Source organism: Stenotrophomonas sp. SORGH_AS_0321, from assembly GCF_031453215.1.
Lineage (GTDB): Bacteria > Pseudomonadota > Gammaproteobacteria > Xanthomonadales > Xanthomonadaceae > Stenotrophomonas > Stenotrophomonas chelatiphaga.
The window spans coordinates 1,042,998-1,063,439 of the sequence record NZ_JAVIZG010000001.1 but is presented as its reverse complement, the minus strand read 5'-3'; the positions used below and the strand labels follow the sequence as shown (position 1 = coordinate 1,063,439).

20 protein-coding genes and 1 pseudogene are annotated in these 20,442 nt (G+C 67.4%); 14 read left to right on the top strand and 7 right to left on the bottom strand.

From position 1 onward, the window contains the following. Positions 1-46: 46 nt before the first annotated feature. A complete protein-coding gene (locus QE373_RS04560) occupies positions 47-1,045 on the top strand; it encodes a polyprenyl synthetase family protein (protein WP_309684044.1) in 999 nt (332 codons plus the stop codon). A 236-nt stretch (positions 1,046-1,281) separates the two neighbouring features. Here QE373_RS04560 and murD read toward each other — a convergent pair whose 3' ends face one another. From murD to QE373_RS04545, 3 genes and pseudogenes are all read right to left on the bottom strand, one after another. After that, positions 1,282-2,688, bottom strand: coding sequence for a UDP-N-acetylmuramoyl-L-alanine--D-glutamate ligase (gene murD, locus QE373_RS04555; RefSeq protein WP_309684041.1), 1,407 nt, complete (start codon positions 2,686-2,688; stop codon positions 1,282-1,284). Continuing rightward, complete coding sequence (gene murL / locus QE373_RS04550) at positions 2,669-4,021, bottom strand: UDP-N-acetyl-alpha-D-muramoyl-L-alanyl-L-glutamate epimerase (protein WP_309684039.1); 1,353 nt, start codon at positions 4,019-4,021, stop codon at positions 2,669-2,671. The genes murD and murL overlap by 20 nt, the downstream gene beginning before the upstream one ends. Before the next feature lie 98 nt (positions 4,022-4,119). Next, positions 4,120-6,715, bottom strand: a pseudogene (locus QE373_RS04545) (bifunctional aspartate kinase/diaminopimelate decarboxylase). Positions 6,716-6,791: 76 nt separating this feature from the next. On the opposite strand from QE373_RS04545, the gene QE373_RS04540 reads away from it, so the two are divergent. Together QE373_RS04540 and QE373_RS04535 are read left to right on the top strand one after the other, a co-directional pair. Then, positions 6,792-7,664 carry a PhzF family phenazine biosynthesis protein gene (locus tag QE373_RS04540; RefSeq protein ID WP_309684036.1) on the top strand — a complete coding sequence of 291 codons (873 nt, stop codon included), beginning with the start codon at positions 6,792-6,794 and terminating at the stop codon, positions 7,662-7,664. A 28-nt stretch (positions 7,665-7,692) separates the two neighbouring features. Further along, the gene (locus QE373_RS04535; RefSeq protein WP_309684034.1) at positions 7,693-8,568 is read left to right on the top strand and encodes a PhzF family phenazine biosynthesis protein; all 876 of its coding nucleotides are present in this window, start codon (positions 7,693-7,695) and stop codon (positions 8,566-8,568) included. 144 nt (positions 8,569-8,712) lie between these two features. Here QE373_RS04535 and QE373_RS04530 read toward each other — a convergent pair whose 3' ends face one another. Continuing rightward, positions 8,713-9,144, bottom strand: a complete 432-nt coding sequence (locus QE373_RS04530) for an OsmC family protein (protein ID WP_057507030.1) — start codon at positions 9,142-9,144, stop codon at positions 8,713-8,715. Between the two features lie 351 nt (positions 9,145-9,495). On the opposite strand from QE373_RS04530, the gene QE373_RS04525 reads away from it, so the two are divergent. The 4 genes from QE373_RS04525 to QE373_RS04510 all read left to right on the top strand — a co-directional run bounded on the left by QE373_RS04525 (position 9,496) and on the right by QE373_RS04510 (position 11,989). After that, a complete protein-coding gene (locus tag QE373_RS04525; RefSeq protein WP_042612716.1) occupies positions 9,496-9,894 on the top strand; it encodes an HU family DNA-binding protein in 399 nt (132 codons plus the stop codon). A 264-nt stretch (positions 9,895-10,158) separates the two neighbouring features. Then, positions 10,159-10,467, top strand: coding sequence for a DUF3861 family protein (locus tag QE373_RS04520; RefSeq protein ID WP_123700475.1), 309 nt, complete (start codon positions 10,159-10,161; stop codon positions 10,465-10,467). A 323-nt stretch (positions 10,468-10,790) separates the two neighbouring features. Then, a complete protein-coding gene (locus QE373_RS04515; RefSeq protein ID WP_309684028.1) occupies positions 10,791-11,315 on the top strand; it encodes a hypothetical protein in 525 nt (174 codons plus the stop codon). Between the two features lie 77 nt (positions 11,316-11,392). Beyond that, entirely contained in the window at positions 11,393-11,989 is a 597-nt protein-coding gene (locus tag QE373_RS04510) for a DUF1439 domain-containing protein (protein ID WP_309684026.1), read from the top strand. 63 nt (positions 11,990-12,052) lie between these two features. Here QE373_RS04510 and QE373_RS04505 read toward each other — a convergent pair whose 3' ends face one another. Both QE373_RS04505 and QE373_RS04500 read right to left on the bottom strand, forming a co-directional pair. Continuing rightward, positions 12,053-12,595: a type 1 glutamine amidotransferase domain-containing protein gene (locus tag QE373_RS04505; RefSeq protein WP_309684024.1), complete on the bottom strand. Its 543-nt coding sequence runs from the start codon at positions 12,593-12,595 to the stop codon at positions 12,053-12,055. Between the two features lie 87 nt (positions 12,596-12,682). Further along, positions 12,683-13,150: an SET domain-containing protein-lysine N-methyltransferase gene (locus QE373_RS04500; RefSeq protein ID WP_309684021.1), complete on the bottom strand. Its 468-nt coding sequence runs from the start codon at positions 13,148-13,150 to the stop codon at positions 12,683-12,685. Positions 13,151-13,345: 195 nt separating this feature from the next. Here QE373_RS04500 and QE373_RS04495 point away from each other — a divergent pair, with 195 nt between their 5' ends. The 5 genes from QE373_RS04495 to QE373_RS04475 all read left to right on the top strand — a co-directional run bounded on the left by QE373_RS04495 (position 13,346) and on the right by QE373_RS04475 (position 18,654). Further along, on the top strand, positions 13,346-13,801 hold the full coding sequence (locus QE373_RS04495; protein WP_042615235.1) for an SUF system Fe-S cluster assembly regulator: 456 nt from the start codon (positions 13,346-13,348) through the stop codon (positions 13,799-13,801). Positions 13,802-13,817: 16 nt separating this feature from the next. After that, positions 13,818-15,293: a Fe-S cluster assembly protein SufB gene (gene sufB, locus QE373_RS04490; RefSeq protein WP_309684016.1), complete on the top strand. Its 1,476-nt coding sequence runs from the start codon at positions 13,818-13,820 to the stop codon at positions 15,291-15,293. 81 nt (positions 15,294-15,374) lie between these two features. After that, positions 15,375-16,139 carry a Fe-S cluster assembly ATPase SufC gene (sufC, locus tag QE373_RS04485; protein WP_309684014.1) on the top strand — a complete coding sequence of 255 codons (765 nt, stop codon included), beginning with the start codon at positions 15,375-15,377 and terminating at the stop codon, positions 16,137-16,139. After that, complete coding sequence (sufD, locus tag QE373_RS04480; RefSeq protein ID WP_309684012.1) at positions 16,139-17,401, top strand: Fe-S cluster assembly protein SufD; 1,263 nt, start codon at positions 16,139-16,141, stop codon at positions 17,399-17,401. Before sufC ends, sufD begins: the two co-directional genes overlap by 1 nt. Beyond that, positions 17,398-18,654 carry a cysteine desulfurase gene (locus tag QE373_RS04475; RefSeq protein ID WP_309684010.1) on the top strand — a complete coding sequence of 419 codons (1,257 nt, stop codon included), beginning with the start codon at positions 17,398-17,400 and terminating at the stop codon, positions 18,652-18,654. Before sufD ends, QE373_RS04475 begins: the two co-directional genes overlap by 4 nt. 23 nt (positions 18,655-18,677) lie before the next feature. Here QE373_RS04475 and QE373_RS04470 read toward each other — a convergent pair whose 3' ends face one another. Beyond that, positions 18,678-19,346 (bottom strand): transposase, encoded by a 669-nt coding sequence (locus QE373_RS04470; RefSeq protein WP_309684008.1) that lies wholly within the window; start codon positions 19,344-19,346, stop codon positions 18,678-18,680. 227 nt (positions 19,347-19,573) lie between these two features. On the opposite strand from QE373_RS04470, the gene QE373_RS04465 reads away from it, so the two are divergent. Both QE373_RS04465 and QE373_RS04460 read left to right on the top strand, forming a co-directional pair. After that, positions 19,574-20,113: a GNAT family N-acetyltransferase gene (locus tag QE373_RS04465; protein ID WP_309684003.1), complete on the top strand. Its 540-nt coding sequence runs from the start codon at positions 19,574-19,576 to the stop codon at positions 20,111-20,113. Next, positions 20,110-20,442, top strand: coding sequence for a non-heme iron oxygenase ferredoxin subunit (locus tag QE373_RS04460; protein ID WP_057508058.1), 333 nt, complete (start codon positions 20,110-20,112; stop codon positions 20,440-20,442). The genes QE373_RS04465 and QE373_RS04460 overlap by 4 nt, the downstream gene beginning before the upstream one ends.

Genomic DNA, 20,442 nt, shown 5'->3' with positions numbered 1-20,442 from the left:
CACGGCCAGCGCCTATAATTGGCGGCGAGCCTTGAAGCCAGACCGCATGACCATCATCGAAGACACCCGTGCCGCCCTGGGCCTGCCCCAGATCCAGACGCTTGCCGCCGACGACATGGCCGCCGTCGATGCCCTGATCCGGCGCCGGCTCGCTTCGGACGTGGTGCTGATCAACCAGATCGCCGACCACATCATTTCGGCCGGCGGCAAGCGCCTGCGCCCGATGCTGGTGATGCTGGCCGGCCGCGCGGTCGGTGGCGCCGGCCCGGAACACCACCAGCTGGCCGCGATCATCGAGTTCATCCATACCTCCACCCTGCTGCACGACGACGTGGTGGACGAATCCAGCCTGCGCCGTGGCCGCAGCACCGCCAACGCGCTGTGGGGCAACGCGCCCAGCGTGCTGGTGGGCGATTTCCTGTACTCGCGCAGCTTCCAGCTGATGGTGGAACTGGACCGCATGCCGGTGATGCGGATCCTGGCCGACACCACCAACCGCATCGCCGAAGGCGAAGTGCTGCAGCTGCTGCACGTGCATAACCCGGACACCGACGAGGCCGCCTACCTGCGCGTGATCGAACGCAAGACCGCGGTGCTGTTCGCCGCCGGAACCCGCCTGGGCGCGCTGGCCAGCGGCGTTGACGAGGCCACCCAGCAGGCGCTGTACGACTACGGCATGGCGCTGGGGTATGCCTTCCAGATTGCCGATGACGTGCTGGATTATTCGGCCAATGCCGAAGAACTGGGCAAGAACCTGGGTGATGACCTGGCTGAAGGCAAGGCGACCCTGCCGCTGATCCATGCCATGGCCCATTCCGACGAGGCCACCCGCCAGCGCCTGCGCAGCATCGTGCAGGATGGCGACGCCAGTGCGATGCCCGAGGTCTTGGCCGCGATCCGCGCCACCGGCGGGCTGGACTACAGCCGCAACCGCGCCGAGGAATATGCCGCCGCCGCCGAACGCGCGCTGGACGGCCTGGCCGACAACGATGCGGTAGCCGCCCTGCGCGGCCTGGCCCGCTACGCCGTCAGCCGCAGCCACTGACCCGGCAGCGTCGACCCAGCGTCTGACCGGTAGCGCCGACCCATGGTCGGCGAGCGCAGCGGAAAGCACATCATCGCCAGCATCCGCCGAGCATGGCTCGGCGCTACCCTGCGACCGCCAGACGGTAGCGCCGACCCATGGTCGGCGAGCGCAGCGGCGCGGTGCAGCAGGCATGATCGCCAACGTCCCGCCGAGCACGGCTCGGCGCTACCTGCTCCACCTGCAGCAGTTTGCGGTCAAAGGCCGATGCCGGGGATCGCGCTGATCAGGTCGGGGTCGAATCCGGCCAGTTCGGCGAAATGACGGCCGCGGGCGACGTAATCGCGGTATACGCCATAACTGGGGGCGCCCGGTGACAGCAGCACCACGCCGCCAGCAGCGCCCAGCGCAGCGCGTGCCAAGGTCATTGCCTCGGCAAGATCCTGCGCGGCGTGCAGGCCGAAGCGGCCGGCGTCGGCCAGCGGCTGCAGCAGCGCGTTGATCCGCGGCCCGTTGGCGCCCATGGTGACGATCTCCAGCGGCGGCTGATCGTGCGCCATGTGCTGGACGAAGTCACTCCAGTCCAGCCCGCGGTCATGCCCGCCCACCAGCAGTGCGATGCGCTGCCCGGCGAAGCAGTCCAGTGCGGCCAGGCTCGCGTGCGGGGTGGTGCTGATCGAATCGTTGACGTAGACCACGCCCTCGCGCGCACCGATGCGCTGCAGCCGGTTGGGCAGCGGCCGGAACGACTGCACCGCCGGCGCCAGCGCCACCGCGTCCAGCCCCAGCGCCTCGATGGCCGCCAGCACCGCACACAGGTTGCCGCGGTTATGCCGTCCGGGCAGCGGCGTATCGCTGCTGTTGAATACCGGCTGTTCGCCGCGGTGCACGATGTCGCCCCGCATGTGCCAGCCGCGCGGCTGGTTGAACCAGATCACCTCGCTGCCTGGCAGGGCCAGCGCGGCAAGCTGCGGATCAGCCGCGTTGAGCACTGCGATGCGCGGCGCGCCTTCGGTGACCAGCGCCAGCTTGTCCTGGATATAGCGCTGTTCGCTGCCGTGCCAGTCCAGGTGTTCAGGGAAGATGTTCAACACCACCGCGACCTGCGGGTGCGCCCCACTACGGGCGACCTCGCCGGTCTGGTAACTGGACAGCTCCACCGCCCAGTACGCCGGCGCCGGCCGGGGGTCCAGCACTTCCAGCAAGGGCAAGCCGATGTTGCCGACCAGCCCGGTGCGATGCCCGGCCGCGCGCAGCAGGTGCGCCAGCAGCGAGGTGGTGGTGCTCTTGCCCTTGGTACCCGTCACGCAGATCGTGTTGCCTACCGTGCCGTCAGCGGCGGCGTGTTCGGCGAACCACAACGCGGTGCCGCCGATGAACTGCGTGCCCTGTGCCAATGCCGCCTGCGCCACCGGCAGGTAGGGGCTGATGCCCGGCGATTTGATCACCACATCGAAGCCGGCCAGCTGATCCGCGCTGGGTTCGCCACGGACATCCAGCGCGGTGCCGGCCTCCGCCCGCGCCGCGTCCATTTCGGCGGCCGGGCAGAACAACGTCAGCGGCAGCGCCGGCAGGCGCGCGCGCAGTACCGCGTAGGCCGCACGTCCCTCACGGCCCCAGCCCCACAACGCGACCCGCTTTCCCTCAAGCTGCGAAATCTTCACGCACCCGCTCCCACAACCTGGCCGGGATGCGATGCTCGCCCTGCAGTTCCAGCATCGGCTCCACGGCCAGTTCGTTGGCATCAAGCTGCGGCAGGATCTCGTTGCAGAAACGCTTCACCAGCGCGTCTTCCTTCCAGTCCGGGCGCGTGGCCAGGGTGGCCATCGCCGCGCGCGACTCCTTGCCCTCGCCCACGCATTCGAACGGCTTGTGGTCCTGGAATTCGAGCAGCGCATCAAAGCCGCCGGCCTGGTCCAGGTCATCCAGCAGGTTGCGGCCGAAGATGCGCACCAGCCGCGCCTTGGACATGAACGGTGCGAGCGCCAGGAACACGAAGTGGCACTTCGGGCACACCCCACACCAGCGGTTCACCGGACGCTCGCCGAGGATATGGAAATTGCGGTTGCAGCTGGAGAAATGCGCGTCGTAGAAATCGGTCTTGGCGAACTGGCGTGCAACCGCCAGTTCGGACATCGGCCGCAGCAGCGAGTAGTACTGCAGGTCGGCTGCGACATAGCGCTGTACGTGGCGGCCGAAGGCCTGCTCGAACGCCCAGCCCTTCGACCACTGGTGGTTGACCTCGCCGGTGCCCGGGATCTGGCTGCCATAGCTGGCCGAACGTTCGTTTGAAAACACCACCTGGTCCACGCCCTGCAGCAGCGCTGCCAGCACCATGATCGCCGAGTTCACCGCGGTCACCGGGATGTGCCCGTTCCAGGCCCCCTTGCGGTTGAGCTCGAACAGCTCCGGCGCCAGCGCGCGGCCCAGGTTGAGGGTCGGCAGGCCGGTACGCTCGGCGCAGGCGCGGATCAACTGCGAGCCGCCGATCCAGGTGACCGTCTCATCCACGCCGGCACGGCGCAGCGCTTCGATGCTGACCAGCGAATCCTTGCCGCCGCCGATGGCCACCAGCGCATGCGGCTGCAGGCCCAGCGCCGGCGCCGGCGCCACCTCGCCGGCCACCGGCAGGCGGAAGCGCCCGCGCAGGTTCAGGCCGTTGCGGTAGGCGAACTCGCCCAGCCCGTGCAGGTAGATGCTTTCCACCAGGGCTGCGGTTTCCGCGTCGATCGCATAGCCATCGATGGCCACCGTGTCCGGCACGCCCGCCTTGTAATAACTCACGCCGGCGATCAGATGCAGCAGCTGCAGCGCACGCTGTACCGCGGCGGCGCGCTCCGGCGACAGAGAGAACGGGGCGCCGGGCACGGTGATGGTTTCCACCATCTCCGGGCCGTGGTCGAAGGCGTAGACCAGGCGCGCCACGCCGGTGTCCGCGGCGAAATCGCAGCGGACGAAGCGGAAGCAGGCAACCTGGTGTTTATCGAAAGCAGTCATGGGGTATCCGGATCAGGCACGTTTGCGTGCGGGCACGCAGGCGGTTTTTGCAGGGGGATGGTGCGCAGCGACAGGCGCCGGCGCGAAGCAGGCGCCGCTCATTCCAGGATGTCCTCGCGCGGCATCGCACGCTGGTTGTAGGTGCTGGCCATCACGTAGCCATACGCCCCTGCATCGGCCACCACCATCACATCGTCCGGTGCGGTGGACGCCGGCAGCTTGCGGCGCTTGCCGAACACATCGCTGGACTCGCAGATCGGCCCCACCACGTCGAACGCGGCTTCGGCGTAGCCGCCCTGCCGGCTCAGGTTTTCGATGTCATGCCAGGCGTCATACAGCGCCGGCCGGATCAGGGTGTTCATGCCGGCATCCAGGCCGACACGGCGCACGCCCTCCTTTTCCACCACCTGGGTGCAGCGGGTCAGCAGCACGCCCGATTCGGCCACCAGGTAGCGGCCCGGTTCGATCGCCAGGCGGAACGCCGGATGCACGGCCTTGACCTCGGCCAGGCCTTCGGCCCAGGCCTCCAGGTCGAAGGGTTCGTCTTCTTCGCTGTAGGGGATCGGCATGCCGCCGCCGATGTCGATGGTCTGCACGGTGCCGATGCGGCGGGCGAAGCCGGCCAGCTCATCGCACATCAGGCGCCAGTGCTGCGCGGTTTCCACGCCGCTGCCCAGGTGCGCGTGCAGGCCGACGATGGTGGTGCCCAGCTCGGTGGCGGTACGCACGAATTCGTCCACGCGTGCCATCGGCAGGCCGAACTTGGATTCCTTGCCGCCGGTGCGCACCTTGGCATGGTGGCCTTCGCCACGGCCCAGGTCCACGCGCAGCCACAGTTCGCGGTTGCGGAACAGGTCCGGCCAGCGCTGCAGGGCTTCCACGTTGTCCACGGTGACGGTGACGCCGAGCGCGAACGCCGCCCTCGAATTCTTCGCGGGGGCAGAAGCTGGGGGTGAACAGCACGCGCCTGGGCGACAGCCCCGGCAGCACGTTGAACACGTGCTTCAGCTCCCCGTGGGAGACGCATTCCAGGCCGAAGCCTTCGGCTTCCAGCGTCTCCAGGATGGCCGGATGGCTGTTGGCCTTGATCGCATAGTAGCGCTGGTCGATCGGCGTGATCGCAGCCAGCGCGCGCGCACGGGCGCGTACCGTCGGCAGGTGGTAGACATAGCGCGGCGTACCGGCTTCGGCCAGCTGCAGCAGGTGCGCACGCTGGCCACGCCACCACGGCGTGCCACGCGGGCGCACGGTGCCGGCGATTTCACGCCAGCGCGGGCCGAACACCGCGGTCTCTTCCACCGGCATCGCACCGCTGTCGATCAGCTCGGCATGCAGGATCGGCAGCAGGCCGTCGGCGTCGGTCTCATCGATGACGAAGGTCAGGTTGAGGTCGTTGGACGACTGCGAAATCATGTGCACGCGCTCGCGGCCGAAGGTCGCCCAGACATCGGACAGCTTGTGCAGCAGCGAGCGCATGCCGCGGCCGACCAGGGTGATCGCCGCGCAGGGCACGATGATCTTGACCTTGCAGATCTGCGACAGGTCGGCCGACAGCGCGGCCAGCACATCGGTATTGACCAGGTTTTCCGAGGGATCCAGCGACACGGTGACGTTGGTTTCGGCCGAACCGATCAGGTCCACCGACAGCCCATGCTTCTTGAACAACCCGAATACATCGGCCAGGAAGCCGACCTGCTGCCACATGCCGATGCCTTCCATCGACACCAGCACGATGCCGTTGCGGCGGCTGATCGCCTTCACCCCCGGCACCGGCGCGGCACTGCCGTCGATGCTGGTACCCGGCAGTTCCGGGCGCTCGGTATCCAGGATGGCCATCGGCACGCCGGCATCGCGGCACGGCTTGATCGAGCGCGGATGCAGCACCTTGGCGCCGGTAGTGGCGATTTCCTGCGCTTCGTAATAATCCAGCCGGGTGAGCAGGCGGGCGTCGGGCACGTCTTTGGGATTGGCGCTGAACATGCCCGGCACGTCGGTCCAGATTTCTACCCGGCTGGCGCCAAGCAGCGCACCGAAGTACGCCGCCGAGGTATCCGAACCGCCCCGGCCGAGGATCGCGGTGCCGCCGTCGGCGTGCCGCGCGATGAAGCCCTGGGTGATCAGCAGGCGGGTCGGCTGCGCGCGGAAACGCTGCGCCCATGCCTCGTCGGATTTCCACTGGCAGTTGACGGAAAGGCGCTGCGACCACGGGCTCTGGTTGGGCAGCGGCGGCAGCGCATCCAGCCACTGCCGCGCATCCATCCAGCCCATGTCCAGGCCGTTCTGGTGCAGGTAGGCGGCACCGATGCTGGACGACAGCAGCTCGCCCTGGCCCAGTACCTCGGCCTGCCAGTCCAGCGTGCGCGCGGCGGCGCGCGCATCGTCCAGCAGCGCCTGCAGCGCAGCCAGGCGTTCGCCCAGCACCGCGCGCGGCAGCTCCAGTTCGTCCAGGAAGGCCTGGTGGCGCTCGACCAGCGCGGCCACGCGCGCGCGGCTGTCGGTCGCGCCATCGGCGATGGCGGTCAGCTCGTTGGTCACCCCGGACAGCGCCGACACCACCACCAGCACGCGCGAGCCGGTCTCTTCCGCACGTTTTTTGGCCAGTTTCCCGATCGTGTCCCAGCGATGGCGACGCGACACCGAAGTGCCGCCGAACTTGAGTACGATCCAGCGATCGACAGGGGAAGAAACTGGCATGTAAGTATTCTGGTTATGGTGGGGGAGACCGCCCGCGAGGAGCGGAACCCCCGATTCTAAGCCCAACACGCCGCCCATGACCGCCCACCGCTACCTTCAGCTTGATGTCTTCGCCCCGCGCCCCGGCACCGGCAACCCGCTGGGGGTGGTATTCGACGCCGACAGCCTGTCCCCCACAGCCATGCAGGCCCTCGCCGCGTGGCTGAACCTGTCCGAGACAGTGTTCTTCGTGGCACCCACCGCGCCGGGTGCGGATTACCACATCCGCATCTTCACCCCCGGCAGCGAGCTGCCCTTCGCCGGCCATCCCAGCGTCGGCGCGGCCTGGGCCGCGGTGACCAGCGGCCTGGCGATTCCGCGCGATGGCACGCTGCTGCAGCAGTGCGCCGCCGGCCTGCTGCCGGTGCGGGTGGACGGTCCGCATGCCGCGCCGACCATCCACCTGGCCAGCCCCACCGCCCGCCGCTGCGCGGTGGACCGCGGCGAGCTGCCGGCCAGCCTGCAGGCACTGGGCGGCCCCGCGCAGGCCGCCGAACTGTGGGACAACGGCCCGCGCTGGTGGCTGCTCGCTGCGTGCGATGCCCGTGCCGTGCGCGAGCTGCGCCCCGACATGGCCGCCCTGCGCGACTGGACCAACGCCACCGATGCCACCGGCGTGGCGGTATATGCGCCCGAATGCGCCGACGACCACGACCTGGTGGTGCGCGCGTTCTGCCCGGGCGATGCGGTGAACGTGCCGGAAGACCCGGTGACCGGCAGCGCCAACGCGCTGATTGCCAGCGTGCTGGCCCAACGCCACCAGCTGCCCGGCCACGATGGCCGCTACATCGCCAGCCAGGGCCGCGAAATCGGCCGCGATGGCCGCGTGCACCTGCACGTGGACGGCGGCGGGGTGGCCTGGATCGGTGGACAGGTGCAGCCGGTCATCGACGGCACGGTGCACTGGTAAGCTGCGCGACCCCTTACGGAGCCTGCCGATGACCACCCGCCGTTTCCTGCAGCTGGACGTATTCTCGCCTTCGCCGGGCGCCGGCAATCCGCTTGCCGTGGTGCTGGATGCGGAGGGCCTGGACGCGGCGGCAATGCAGGCCATCGCCCGCTGGACCCGGCTGCCGGAGACCACCTTCGTGTTCCCGCCGCAGGATGCGTCGAGCAGCTATCGCCTGCGGATGTTCAGCCCGCAGAAGGAAGTCCCGTTTGCCGGCCACCCCAGCATCGGCACCGCGCACGCGGTGCTAGAGGCCGCACTGGCCGTGCCGGTGGACGGGGTGCTGGTACAGGACGGCATTGCCGGAATGCTGCCGCTGCGCGTGCAGGGCGATGGCGCGCAGCGCCGTATCGCCATCCGCACCCCGCGCGCATCGGTCGCCGAGGTGGTCGACCCTGCCGATGCTCGGCTGGCCAGCGTCCTGCGTGGCTGGTCGCTGGGTGCCCTGCCGCCGGCACGCATGCAGGGCGGACGCAGCTGGTGGGTGGTGGAGCTGACGGACGAAGCCGCGCTGCGCGGCCTGCAGCCCGAGTGGGACGCGGTTGCGGCGCTGGCGGAATCCACCGACAGCATGGGCGTGTTCGCGTATGCGCGTTGCAGCGGTCAGGCATGGGACTTGGCCGTGCGTGCCTTCGTGGGCAACTGCAGGCGTTTTGAGGATGCGGCGTCGGGCGCGGCCAATGCGGTGCTGGCGGCATGGCTGGACGAGCGCGGCGCACTGCCCGGCGGACGTCGCGACTACGTTGTCAGCCAGGGCCGCGAGGTCGGCCACGATGCGCGTCTGCACCTGCATGTGGATGCAGAAGGTGAAGTGTGGTCCGGCGGCCAGGTGCAGACGGTCATCCGCGGCACGATCGATTGGTAGCAGGTGACAGGACAGCCAACGGCCGTGCCTGCCAGGTACCTTGGACGGCCAGCGGCCGTCACTACCGGGTAAGTGGGACGGCCAGCGGCCGTGCCTGCCAGGTAAGCGGGACGGCCGGCGGCCGTCCCTGCCGGGCCTGCGGTGTCAGAGCAGCTCGGCTTCCAGTGCCACCGGTACCGCGCTGAGTGCCTTGGAGACCGGGCAGTTCTGCTTGGCGTCATCGGCGATGGCGCGGAACTTCTCCGCCTCGATTCCCGGCACCTTGGCCTTGACCTTCAGCGTGATCTGCGAAAGCTGCGGGCCGCCTTCCATCGACAGGTCGACCTGGGCTTCGGTGTCCAGTGCCTCGGGCGGGAAGCCGGCTTCGGTCAGCTTGGCCGACAGCGCCATGGTGAAGCAGCCGGCATGCGCGGCGGCGATCAGTTCTTCCGGGTTGGTGCCCTTCTCATCACCGAAGCGGCTGCTGAAGGCATAGCGGGTATTGTCCAGCAGGCCACTCTGTGGCGTGCTCAACTGTCCCTTGCCTGTCTTCAGGTCACCTTCCCAGTGCGCGGTGGCGCGGCGCGAAATACCCATTGTGCAGCTCCTTCGGTTGAGTTCGGGACCTACCGTACGCAGGCCCGCGTTAGCGTCGCGTCGCTCTGCTGCGACGCGATGGCGCACGCTGTTCCGACGAACGGCCAGCATCGCGCGGCAGGGCCTCCGCCGTGACCGGAAAACCGGGTTTTTCCCTTCCAATTCCACGGCTTCAGTGCGATGCCCCAGCACCGGCTGGCGACCATGCCCCCCGACAAAGGTCGAGTGGCAGCGAAAAAAGCAGGCTTTTCCGCGTATAACCTATTGGCGGCGCGGTGTAGTTGCCCTACATTGCGCTTGCCGACGGGGTCGGCATGACCAAACAACCAACCGTTCACGGAACAGGAAACCATGGCAAAGACCGCTAAGAAGGCTGCCCCGAAGAAGGCAGTAAAGAAAGTTGCTACCAAGGCAGCCGCCAAGCCGGCCGCGCCGAAGCCGATCAAGGACGTGCTGACCAAGTCCGGCCTGGTTGCGCACATCGCTGAAGCGTCCGGCGTGGTCGCCAAGGACGTGCGCGCGGTGCTGGCCTCGCTGGAAACCGCCGTTGCCTCTTCGGTGCACAAGAAGGGCGCGGGCAGCTTCACCCTGCCGGGCCTGCTGAAGATCACCACCGTCAGCGTCGCCGCCAAGCCGAAGCGCAAGGGCATCAACCCCTTCACCAAGGAAGAGCAGTGGTTCGCCGCGAAGCCGGCCACCACCAAGCTCAAGGTGCGCCCGCTGAAGAAGCTCAAGGACGCCGCGCTCTAATCGCGCCGGCATACCGGGTTTCACCGCGAACGGGACGGCTGATGGCCGTCCCGTTCGTTTTTGCGGCGTCGCATGCGGGCCGCAACACAGTGTGCCGTTGCTGGCCGATGTCATGCGCAGCGGTGCCAGGTGCTGTGCTGCAAGGCGTTGCGGCCGACGCAGACGGCCCACCTGCGGGACAATGGAACACTGCGTGCAGCGGGCCTGGTCGTAGTGCCTGCATGGCAGCCCTATGGTGGATGCATCCCCCAATGGACGCCCGCCATGGCCAGCCCTTCCACCCGCTACCGCCTGACCGTTACGCCGATCGAAAAGGACGGCCTGCAGTGCAGCGGCCGTTGCACCATCGAAGTGGAACATCGCGCGCAGCGTGACTGGATGCGCCTGCTCGAGGGTGCCCCGCGGCTGGCGGGCTTCAGTGGCGATGAACGCGCGGCGGTGTTGATCGCCGCCCAGATCCTGCGCGATGTGGTGCAGCGCCATGTCGACGAACCCAACCATCCGCTGGCTGCCCACGCGGTGAAGCTCAACGCGGCGCTGGACGCTTTGGACAGCCTGCACGCCCCGGCGTGAGGGTGAGGCTGCAACAGCAATGGCAACGTCAGAAGCTGCAGGACTGCCTGTTGGCGGGGCGATGAGGCCGTGCAGGACACGCCGTGAATCCGTCCTTGGAGGCTCGCTGTTGCCATCCATGGCAACAGACGGTCCTGCACGGCCTCACCGCCCCGCCTTTGACAGGTTCATGGCGGCCTTGGGTTCTTGGTAGCGACGGCCCGCAGGGCGCAGGTGGGGGTGACCGGGATACCCGTGGTCGGCGGCATCCGGGGTGGAACCTGATGGCAGGCGCAGAGGCGCCTTGGCTACACTGCCTGCTTCCGTCCTGACGAGTGCGACCGATGCGCGGTGCCGGCTGGCTGTTCCCGATGCTGATGCTGCTGGGTGCGTGCCAGCGCGCGGCAGATGCTCTCGCTGCAGCGGACGTTGCGGTCGCCGGGCAATCCGCAGACGCAGCGCCGGCCGGCACTTCCGCGGGTGGGGACGCCGATGCGCTGCCGCTGTTGGCGGCGGTCGCCGCTGATGCGCCGGATCCAGGCGCGGTGGTGCGTACCTACGCTGGCCACCTGCTGCGCCGCGATTTCGACAAGGCCGATGCCAGCTGGATGGTCGCCCCGCCTCCCGGGCGTGCCGACGATGCCGCACTGCGTTCGCTGCGCGATGTGCGTGACCTGCGGATCAGCACCGAGCCGCCGCAGGCGCGCGACCAGCAGCGCCCCACCCACCTGATCGAAGTGCCGGTGCGCGTGCGCGTGCTCACGGCCACCACCACCCTGCGTTACAGCGGCTGGTACCGTCTGGTGCCGGATCCGCAGCGCAGTGGCTGGCTGATCCAGGCGGCTCGCCTGCAGCCGGTGCTGGACTGACCGCTCCCCCACCATGCACGCGCGGTTCAGTGCGACCGGCTATCTTCTGCATGTCCCCCTTTCAGATGGCCACGACCATGCGTCTTCGTCCGTTGTTCACCCGCTTGGCCACCGCCACGGTGCTGGTGGCCGCCACCATCGGCGCGCAGGCCGCGCCGTCCATTGATGGCCGCCAGTTGTCGGTGGGTGCCGGCGACGTGCAGCAGTACCTGGAGGGCAGTTTCCCGCGCACGCAGGACGCGCTCGGCGGGTTGATCGCACTGACCATGAGCCACCCGCAGCTGACGCTGCCGGCAGGCGAACGCCTGAACCTGGGCATGGATATCGCGCTGGCCACGGCGGGTGGCGCGCCGGCGAAGCTGGGCACGGTGAAGCTGAGCAGCGGCCTGCGCTACGACCAGCAGACCCAGGGCTTCCACCTGCAGCAGCCCACCATGGAAGACTTCGTGCCGGCCCAGCAGGGCGCGCGCCTGGATTCACGCACCAAGTCACTGCTCAACGCATGGCTGGGCGACTACGCGCAGCGTGAGCCGATCTATCGGATCGACCCGGCCGTGGCCAGCCTGCTTGGCACCTTGCAGGTGCAATCGGCACAGGTGAAGAACGGCCGCCTGCAGGTCACCTTCAACCAGGATCTCGGCACGATGGTGCCGCCGGGGTTGTTGGGCAAGTGAGGCGGCCGGGTGTCAGGCAGTGGCCCGGCAGCGCCGGACCCTGCCCGGCGCTGCCAGTGAGCCTCAGGCGTCGAGTGCCTTTGCCAGTGCTTCGCTGAAGGCCGGAATATCGTCGGGCTTGCGGCTGGTGATCAGCGCTCCATCGACCACCACCTCCGCATCGCGCCACTGCGCGCCGGCGTTTTCAAGATCGCGGCGCACCGACGGCCACGACGTCACCTGCTTGCCCTTGGCCAGACCGGTGTTGATCAGCAACCACGGGCCGTGGCAGATAGCCGCTACCGGCTTGCCGGCGCTGCCGAAGGCTTCGATGAAGGCCAGCGCGGCTTCGTCGATGCGCAGGGTATCCGGGTTCATCTGGCCCCCGGGCAACAGCAGCGCATCGAACTCGTCCGCGTTGGCGTCGGCCAGCGCCAGGTCGACGGTCACCGCTTCGCCCCAGTCTTTTTCTTTCCAGCCCTTGATGCTGCCTTCCTTGGCGGGGGACACCACGCGGGTGGTCGCGCCCCAGCCTTCGAGCAGTTTCTTCGGATCGGTCAGTTCGGACTGTTCGAAACCGTGCGTGGCCAGGATCGCGATCTTCTTGCCTTCAAGACGCTGTGCCATGGGGATGCTCCGATGTGTAAAGGAGCTGCCAGCATCACCGCCGGCCCATGTTCCGGCGGTGATACCGATGTGGACGAGGCGTGCAACTCAGCGCTTGGGCTGCAGCATGGTGCCGGTGCACTTCTTCGATCCGCAGCGGCATTCCCATATCTTCTTCAGCCGCGCAGTGTGGCGCTCGGCCAGGGTGATGCCGTAGTTGTAGACCAGCTCCTCGCCCGGCGCGATATCGCGCAGTGCCTCGATGAACACCTTGTCTTCGCGCGTGTTGCCGTCCTCGCTTTCCTCGATCAACGCTTCGCAGTTCGGCTCGCAGCTGTGGTTCATCCAGCGCGCCTCGTTGCCCTTGTAGTTGGCATCGATCACGTAGTCGTCGTTCAGGGTGAACAGGAAGGTGTGGCCACTTTCCACGTCGCCGCTGTCGTCGGCGTCAACGTCGGCGTGGCTGCGCAGCAGGCCCTTGTACTGGATCACCCGCTCACCCTGCTTCAGGGGCGCGATGGCGAACACGCCGTTGCCATGGATGGCGGATTTGCGGGCTTTGATCTTCTTCGGCATGGGCGCAGGGGGCGTTCTGGAAAGAGGAGCGTTGATTCTCCCTTAATCTTCGTGATTGCCAAAATCATGGCCAGGCCGCACCATTGCGCGCTCGCCGCGACCCCACGGGTCGGCGCCCCGGAAAGGCCCGGCTTGGACGCGGGCGCATAAAAGCGTACAATTTCGGTCCGCTTTGCAAATCAGCTGCAGACCCCCATGCTCCGCGTCACCAAGCTCACCGATTACGCCACCGTGGTGCTGACCGTGCTCGCCGCTCGTCCGGCCGAGGTGCTCAGTGCGACCGAGCTGGCCGAGTTCACCGGCCTGGAACCGCCGACCGTCAGCAAGGTGCTCAAGCCGCTGGCCCAGGCCGGGCTGGTCGAAGGCCTGCGCGGCGTCCGCGGCGGCTACCGGCTGACCCGCGCGCCCGGCGAAATCTCGCTGTTCGAGGTGGTCGAGGCCATGGAAGGTCCCTTGGCGCTGACCGAATGCAGCCACGACAACCACCAGTGCAACATGGCGCCCAAGTGCGGCGCGCGCAGCAGCTGGCGGCTGATCAACGACGTGGTGTCCGAGGCGCTGCGTGCCGTCACGCTCGCCCAGATCCTCTCCCCCCTTCCCCTTGTTGACGACTCCCAGCGCCGTGCCATCGCGGCCGCTGTCGTCTCCTGATCCACAGGCAGCCCCCATGGCCACCGACATCATCGATACCGTCATCACCGACGACACCCCCAATCGCGAGATCCACGAGCAGCTTGGCCGCAAGTATTCGGCCGGCTTCATCACGGACATCGAATCGGATTCCCTGCCGCCGGGCCTGGACGAGGACACCATCCGCGCCCTGTCGGCGAAGAAGGAAGAGCCCGAGTGGATGACCGAGTGGCGCCTGCAGGCGTACCGCCATTTCCTCACCATGGCGATGCCGGACTGGGCCAAGCTGAAGATCGCGCCGATCGACCTGCAGGGGCTGAGCTACTACTCCGCGCCGAAGGGCCCGAAGTACGCCTCGCTGGACGATGTGCCCAAGGAACTGCTGGACACCTATGACAAGCTCGGCGTGCCGCTGCACGAGCGCGCCAAGCTGGCCGGCGTGGCGGTGGATGCGGTGTTCGATTCGGTGTCCGTCGGCACCACCTTCCGCAAGGAACTGGCCGAAAAGGGCGTGATCTTCTGCTCCATGTCCGAAGCGATCAAGGAGCACCCGGAGCTGGTCAGGCAGTACCTGGGCACCGTGGTGCCGGTCGGTGACAACTATTTCGCCGCGCTCAATTCGGCGGTGTTCTCCGATGGCAGCTTCGTGTTCATCCCCAAGGGCGTGCGCTGCCCGATGGAACTGAGCACCTATTTCCGCATCAACGCCGGCCACACCGGGCAGTTCGAACGCACGCTGATCATCTGCGAAGACAAGGCGTACGTGTCCTACCTGGAAGGCTGCACCGCGCCGATGCGCGATGAGAACCAGCTGCATGCCGCGGTGGTGGAACTGGTCACGCTGGAAGATGCGGAGATCAAGTATTCGACGGTGCAGAACTGGTACCCGGGCGATGAGAACGGCGTCGGCGGCATCTACAACTTCGTCACCAAGCGTGCCGAATGCCGTGGCGCGCGCAGCAAGGTCACCTGGACCCAGGTGGAGACCGGTTCGGCGATCACCTGGAAGTACCCTTCCTGCGTGCTGCTGGGCGATGACTCGGTGGGCGAATTCCACTCGGTGGCGTTGACCCATCACCGCCAGCAGGCCGACACCGGCACCAAGATGATCCACGTCGGCAAGCGCACCAAGAGCAAGATCATCAGCAAGGGCATCAGCGCCGGTCGCGGCCAGAACACCTACCGTGGCCTGGTGAAGATCGAGCGTGGTGCCGAAGGCGCGCGCAATTACACCCAGTGCGATTCGCTGCTGATCGGCAAGAAGTGCGGCGCGCACACCTTCCCGTACATCGAGGTCAAGAACCCCGCTGCGACGGTGGAACACGAAGCGACGACCTCGAAGATCTCCGACGACCAGCTGTTCTACTGCCGCGCGCGTGGCATCAGCCAGGAAGACGCGGTGTCGCTGATCGTCGACGGCTTCTGCAAGCAGGTCTTCCGCGAACTGCCGATGGAGTTCGCGGTGGAAGCCAAGAAGCTGCTCGACGTCTCGCTGGAAGGCTCGGTGGGCTGAACCCCGCCCTGCCCCCGCGTATTGCATTCGAACCAAAACATCATTGGCGGGCCCCGGGCCCGCACCACGGAAACCCCCACCATGCTGAAGATCGACAACCTCCACGCGCGCATCGGCGACAAGGAAATCCTCAAGGGCCTGTCGCTGGACGTAAAGCCCGGCCAGGTGCACGCCATCATGGGCCCCAACGGTGCCGGCAAGTCCACGCTGGGCAACGTGCTGTCCGGCCGTGAAGGCTATGACGTGAGCGAAGGCAGCGTGCAGTTCGAAGGCAGCGACCTGCTGCAGCTGTCGCCGGAAGAGCGCGCGGCGGCCGGCCTGTTCCTGGCCTTCCAGTACCCGGTGGAAATCCCCGGCGTCAACAACACCTATTTCCTGCGCGCGGCGCTGAACGCACAGCGCAGGGCGCGCGGCCAGGAAGAGCTGGATTCCATGCAGTTCCTGAAGCTGGTGCGGCAGAAGCTGGCCGTGCTGCACCTGAAGGATGAACTGCTGCACCGTGGCGTCAACGAAGGCTTCTCCGGTGGCGAGAAGAAGCGCAACGAGATCTTCCAGCTGGCCGTGCTGGAGCCGAAGCTGGCGATCCTGGACGAAACCGATTCCGGCCTGGACATCGATGCGCTGAAGAGCGTCGCCGACGGCGTCAACGCACTGCGCAGCCCGGAGCGTTCGTTCCTGGTCATCACCCACTACCAGCGCCTGCTGGACTACATCAAGCCGGATTTCGTGCACGTGCTGGCCGATGGCCGCATCGTGCAGTCCGGTGGACCGGAGCTGGCGCTGCAGCTGGAAGAGGACGGTTACGACTTCCTGAAGAACCGAGTGGTGCCGGAGGCAGCGGTCTGATGAGCGCATTGCTGGATTCATTGGCCGCCACGTTCTGCGGCAGCGACGCGCGCCGCGACGTGCTCGATGCCGCGCTGCGCGATGGCCTGCCCGGCCCGCGCACCGAGGCCTGGAAATACACCTCGCTGCGCCAGCTGGAGCGTCGCAGCTTCGGCGCTGCCCCGCTGACACCGCCGGCGCTGGACGTCGCCCTGCTCGATGACATCCCCGCCCCGCGCCTGGTGTTCGTCAACGGTCGCCTGCACGACGGCCTGAGCGACACCCACGGCCTGCCGGCCGGCGTGCAGCTGGAGCCGCTGTCGGCCGCGTTGGCCGCCGACGAAGCAGGCGCGCGCGTGCTGGCCCGCCGCTATGAGCGCGGCGATGAAATCTTCGCCCGCCTGAACGCGGCACTGGCCGATGAAGGCGTGGTGCTGCGGGTGGACGAAGGCGTGCAGGTGGATGTGCCGCTGCAGCTGGTGTTCGCCAGCGTGGCCACCGGCAGCGACCTGGCCTGGCACCACCGCTCGCTGATCGAACTGCGTGCCGGGGCCAGCCTGGGCATCGTCGAACACCACCTGCAGGCCGGCGATGGCGCCCACCTGGACAACAGCGTGGTGCATGTCCACCTTGCCCGCGAGGCAGTGCTCAAGCACGCCCGCCTGCAGGCCGGCAGCACGCGCCAGACCAGCTTCCTGCGCACCGATGCGGTGCTGGCGCGCGATGCCCAGTACCACCGCGTGGACCTGGAACTGGGCGCCGCGCTGAGCCGCCACGAGCTCAACGTGCGCCTGGAGGGCGACAACGCACAGCTGACCGCCAATGGCGTGCTGCTGGGCACCGGCCGCCGCCACGTGGATACCCGCCTGGGCATCGAACACATCGCGCGTGACACCAATTGCGAACTGCTGTGGCGCGGCGTGGCGGCCAACCGCAGCCGCGTGGTCTTCCACGGCGGCATCCACATCCGCGAAGGGGCCGACGGCACCGACGCCAATCTGTCCAACAAGAACCTGCTGCTGTCGGCCGACGCCGAGATCGATACCCAGCCCACGCTGGTGATCGACGCCGAAGAGGTCAAGGCCGCGCACGGCGCCACCGTCGGCCAGCTCGATGCCAATGCGCTGTTCTACCTGCGTTCGCGCGGGTTGCCGCAGGAACAGGCGCAGGCCCTGCTCAGCGCTGCGTTCTGCCACGAGCCGCTGAAGATCCTGCCGGACGCACTGCGCGAGCAGCTGGGTCGCCGGCTGGACCGCGCCCTGTCCGAGGCGGGCGTGGCATGAACCTGTCCACGCCGCGCCCGCAGGCCGACACCGGCGCCGCCCCGGACTGGGGCCGCGTGCGGCAGGATTTCCCGCTGCTGATGCGCGAAGTGCACGGCAAGCCGCTGGTCTATTTCGACAATGCCAACACCGGCCAGAAACCGGTGCAGGTGATCGGTGCGGTGGATGAGTTCTACCGCCGCTACAACGCCAACGTCAGCCGTGCGGTGCATGCGCTGGGCACCGAGGCCACCGACGCCTACGAAGGCGCACGCACCAAGCTGGCGCGCTTCCTCAACGTGCGCGCCAGCGAGCTGGTGCTGTGCAGCGGTACCACCTTCGCCCTCAATCTGGTCGCCTATTCGTGGGCATTGCCGCGGCTGAAGACAGGCGATGTCATCCTTGTCTCACGGATGGAACACCACGCCAACATCGTGCCGTGGCAGCTGGTGGCCGAACGCACCGGCGCCAGCGTGCGCGTGGCCGAGATCAGCCCGGATGGATCGCTGGACCTGGACGCCCTGCGCCGCGCCATGACCGCCGAGGTCAAGCTGCTGGCCGTGGCCCATGTATCCAACGTGCTGGGCACGGTGAACCCGGTGCGCGAGATCTGCCGCGAAGCCCGCAAGCGCGGGATCATCACCGTGGTCGACGGCTCGCAGGCGGTGCCGCACCGCAAGGTCGACGTGGCCGCGATCGGCTGTGATTTCTACGCGATCACCGGCCACAAGATGTGCGGACCGACCGGCACCGGCGCGCTTTGGGCCCGCCGTGAGCACCTGGATGCGATGCCGCCGTTCCTCGGCGGTGGCGAAATGATCAAGGAAGTCAGCTTCGAGGGCACCGTGTTCAACGAGGCCCCGCACAAGTTCGAAGCCGGCACGCCGAACATCGCCGGCTTCATCGGGCTGGGCGTGGCGGTGGATTATCTGGAATCGCTGGGCCTGGCGCACGTGGAAGCCCGCGAAGCCGAGCTGCTGGCGCACTTCACCGAAGAACTGCAGAAGATCGACGGCCTGCGCATCTTCGGCACCGCGCCGGAGAAGGCGGCCGTGGTGTCCTTCCTGGTCGAGGGCGCGCACGCCCACGACCTGGCCACCCTGCTGGACCTGGAAGGCGTTGCGATCCGTTCCGGCCAGCACTGCGCGCATCCGCTGCTGCAGTATTACGGCGTCGCCGCGACCTGCCGCGCCTCGTTGGCGTTCTACAACACGCACGAAGAAATCGAGCGTTTCATCGTGGCGCTGAACAAGGTCCGCAAGCTGCTGGGTTGAGAAGAAGGGGTCAGAGTCCGGGGTCAGAGTCGTTTTGCCTTATGCGAAACGACTCTGACCCCGGACTCTGACCCCTTTTCTGCTTCGCTGGTGAGGGCCCGCTGACGCTGCAGCGAGCGCCGTATTTCCCCGATCTGGCCCTCCGGCATCGTCGATTCCACGAAAGACGCATACCGTTGTTGCTGCGCGCTCGCATCGGGCCCCAAGGCGACATAAGTCGCGTGCGGCACGACCTCTCCCGCACGTATACCCAGCGCATTGCTGGCATAGCTGGACCACCTGTAGCGCGCGGGATGATCCACCATTCCGGCCCGTACCGGATTCAGTTCGATGTACCGATAGCAGGCGAGCACGTAGGCATCATCGCCCACCAGCGACGCATGGAACCTGCCCTCCCAAAGGGTGCCGGATCGGACATGCACGTCGTTGAAGTAGCGCACGTAGCGGCGACCGAGGTGTTGCATGAGCCGGGATGCGGCACCCGCGGTCTGTGGGGTCAGCAACAGGTGCACGTGGTTGGACATGAGGACGTAGGCGTGCAGGACGCATCCAGTCAACGATGCCGCACGGCGCAGCATCGACAGATACCGGAAGCAATCCGCGTCGCTCCTGAAACAACACTGGCGATCATTGCCTCGCTGCACAAGGTGCAGCGGTAGTCCGGGCGCGGATACTCGGGGCTTGCGAGGCATGGCTGAAGCATCCCAGCCAGCAGCCACGGCTGGCTATCCGGTCTACCTGTGACATGCGTGGGACAGGGGTCAGAGTCTGGGGTCAGATTCCTTCTCTCTCCGCAAAGAGGACTCTGACCCCTGACTCTGACCCCTGACTCTGAAGAGGACTCTGACCCCTGACTCTGACCCCTGACTCTGACCCCCGACTCTGACCCCATTTGTTCATGGCCCGCTAGAATGTCGGTATGACCACGCTGACCTTCCGGGCCGCCACGCCGGCCGACATTCCTGCCCTGATCGGCCTCGTCACCTCGGCCTACCGTGGCGACGCCAGCCGGGCCGGCTGGACCACCGAAGCGGACATTCTGGACGGTGCCCGCATCGATGCCGAGGGCCTTCAGGCTGACATCGCGCGTCCGCGCTCGACCATCCTGCTCGCCGAGCGCGATGGCCAGCTGCTGGCCTGCGCCCACGTCGCAGATGGGGGCGAGCACGGCTATTTCGGCATGTTCGCCGTCGACCCCACCCAGCAGGGCAGCGGCCTGGGCAAGCAGGTCATTGCCGAAGCGGAGGCCCATGGCGTTCGCGAGTGGGGCCTGACCAGCATGCTGATGACCGTGATCGACATCCGCGAGGAGCTGATCGCCTTCTACGAGCGCCGCGGCTACCAGCGCACCGGCATCAAGAAGCCGTTCCCTTATGGCGACGAGCGGTTTGGCATTCCCAGGCGCGATGACCTGCAGTTCGAGATCCTGGAAAAGCACCTGCCGGGGACGACGCGATGAGCGGGGCCTGGACCTTCGTCTGCGCCAGCAACGAGCTGCTGCCCGGCGAAATGAAAAGCGTGTTCGACGAGGTCACTGGCACCCCGATCGTGGTGTTCAACCTGGACGGCGACCTGTACGCGCTGGAAGACCAGTGCACGCATGAAGAATTCGAGCTGTCCTCCGGCGAGTTCAACAGCGCCGAAGGCAGCATCGAGTGCGTGCTGCACGGCGCCCGCTTCGACGTGCGCGATGGCCGGGCGCTGTGTGCCCCCGCGTACAGCCCGGCGCCGAAGTTCCCGGTAAAGCGCGAACACGACGCGGTCTGGACGCGGGACGACCGCGACTAG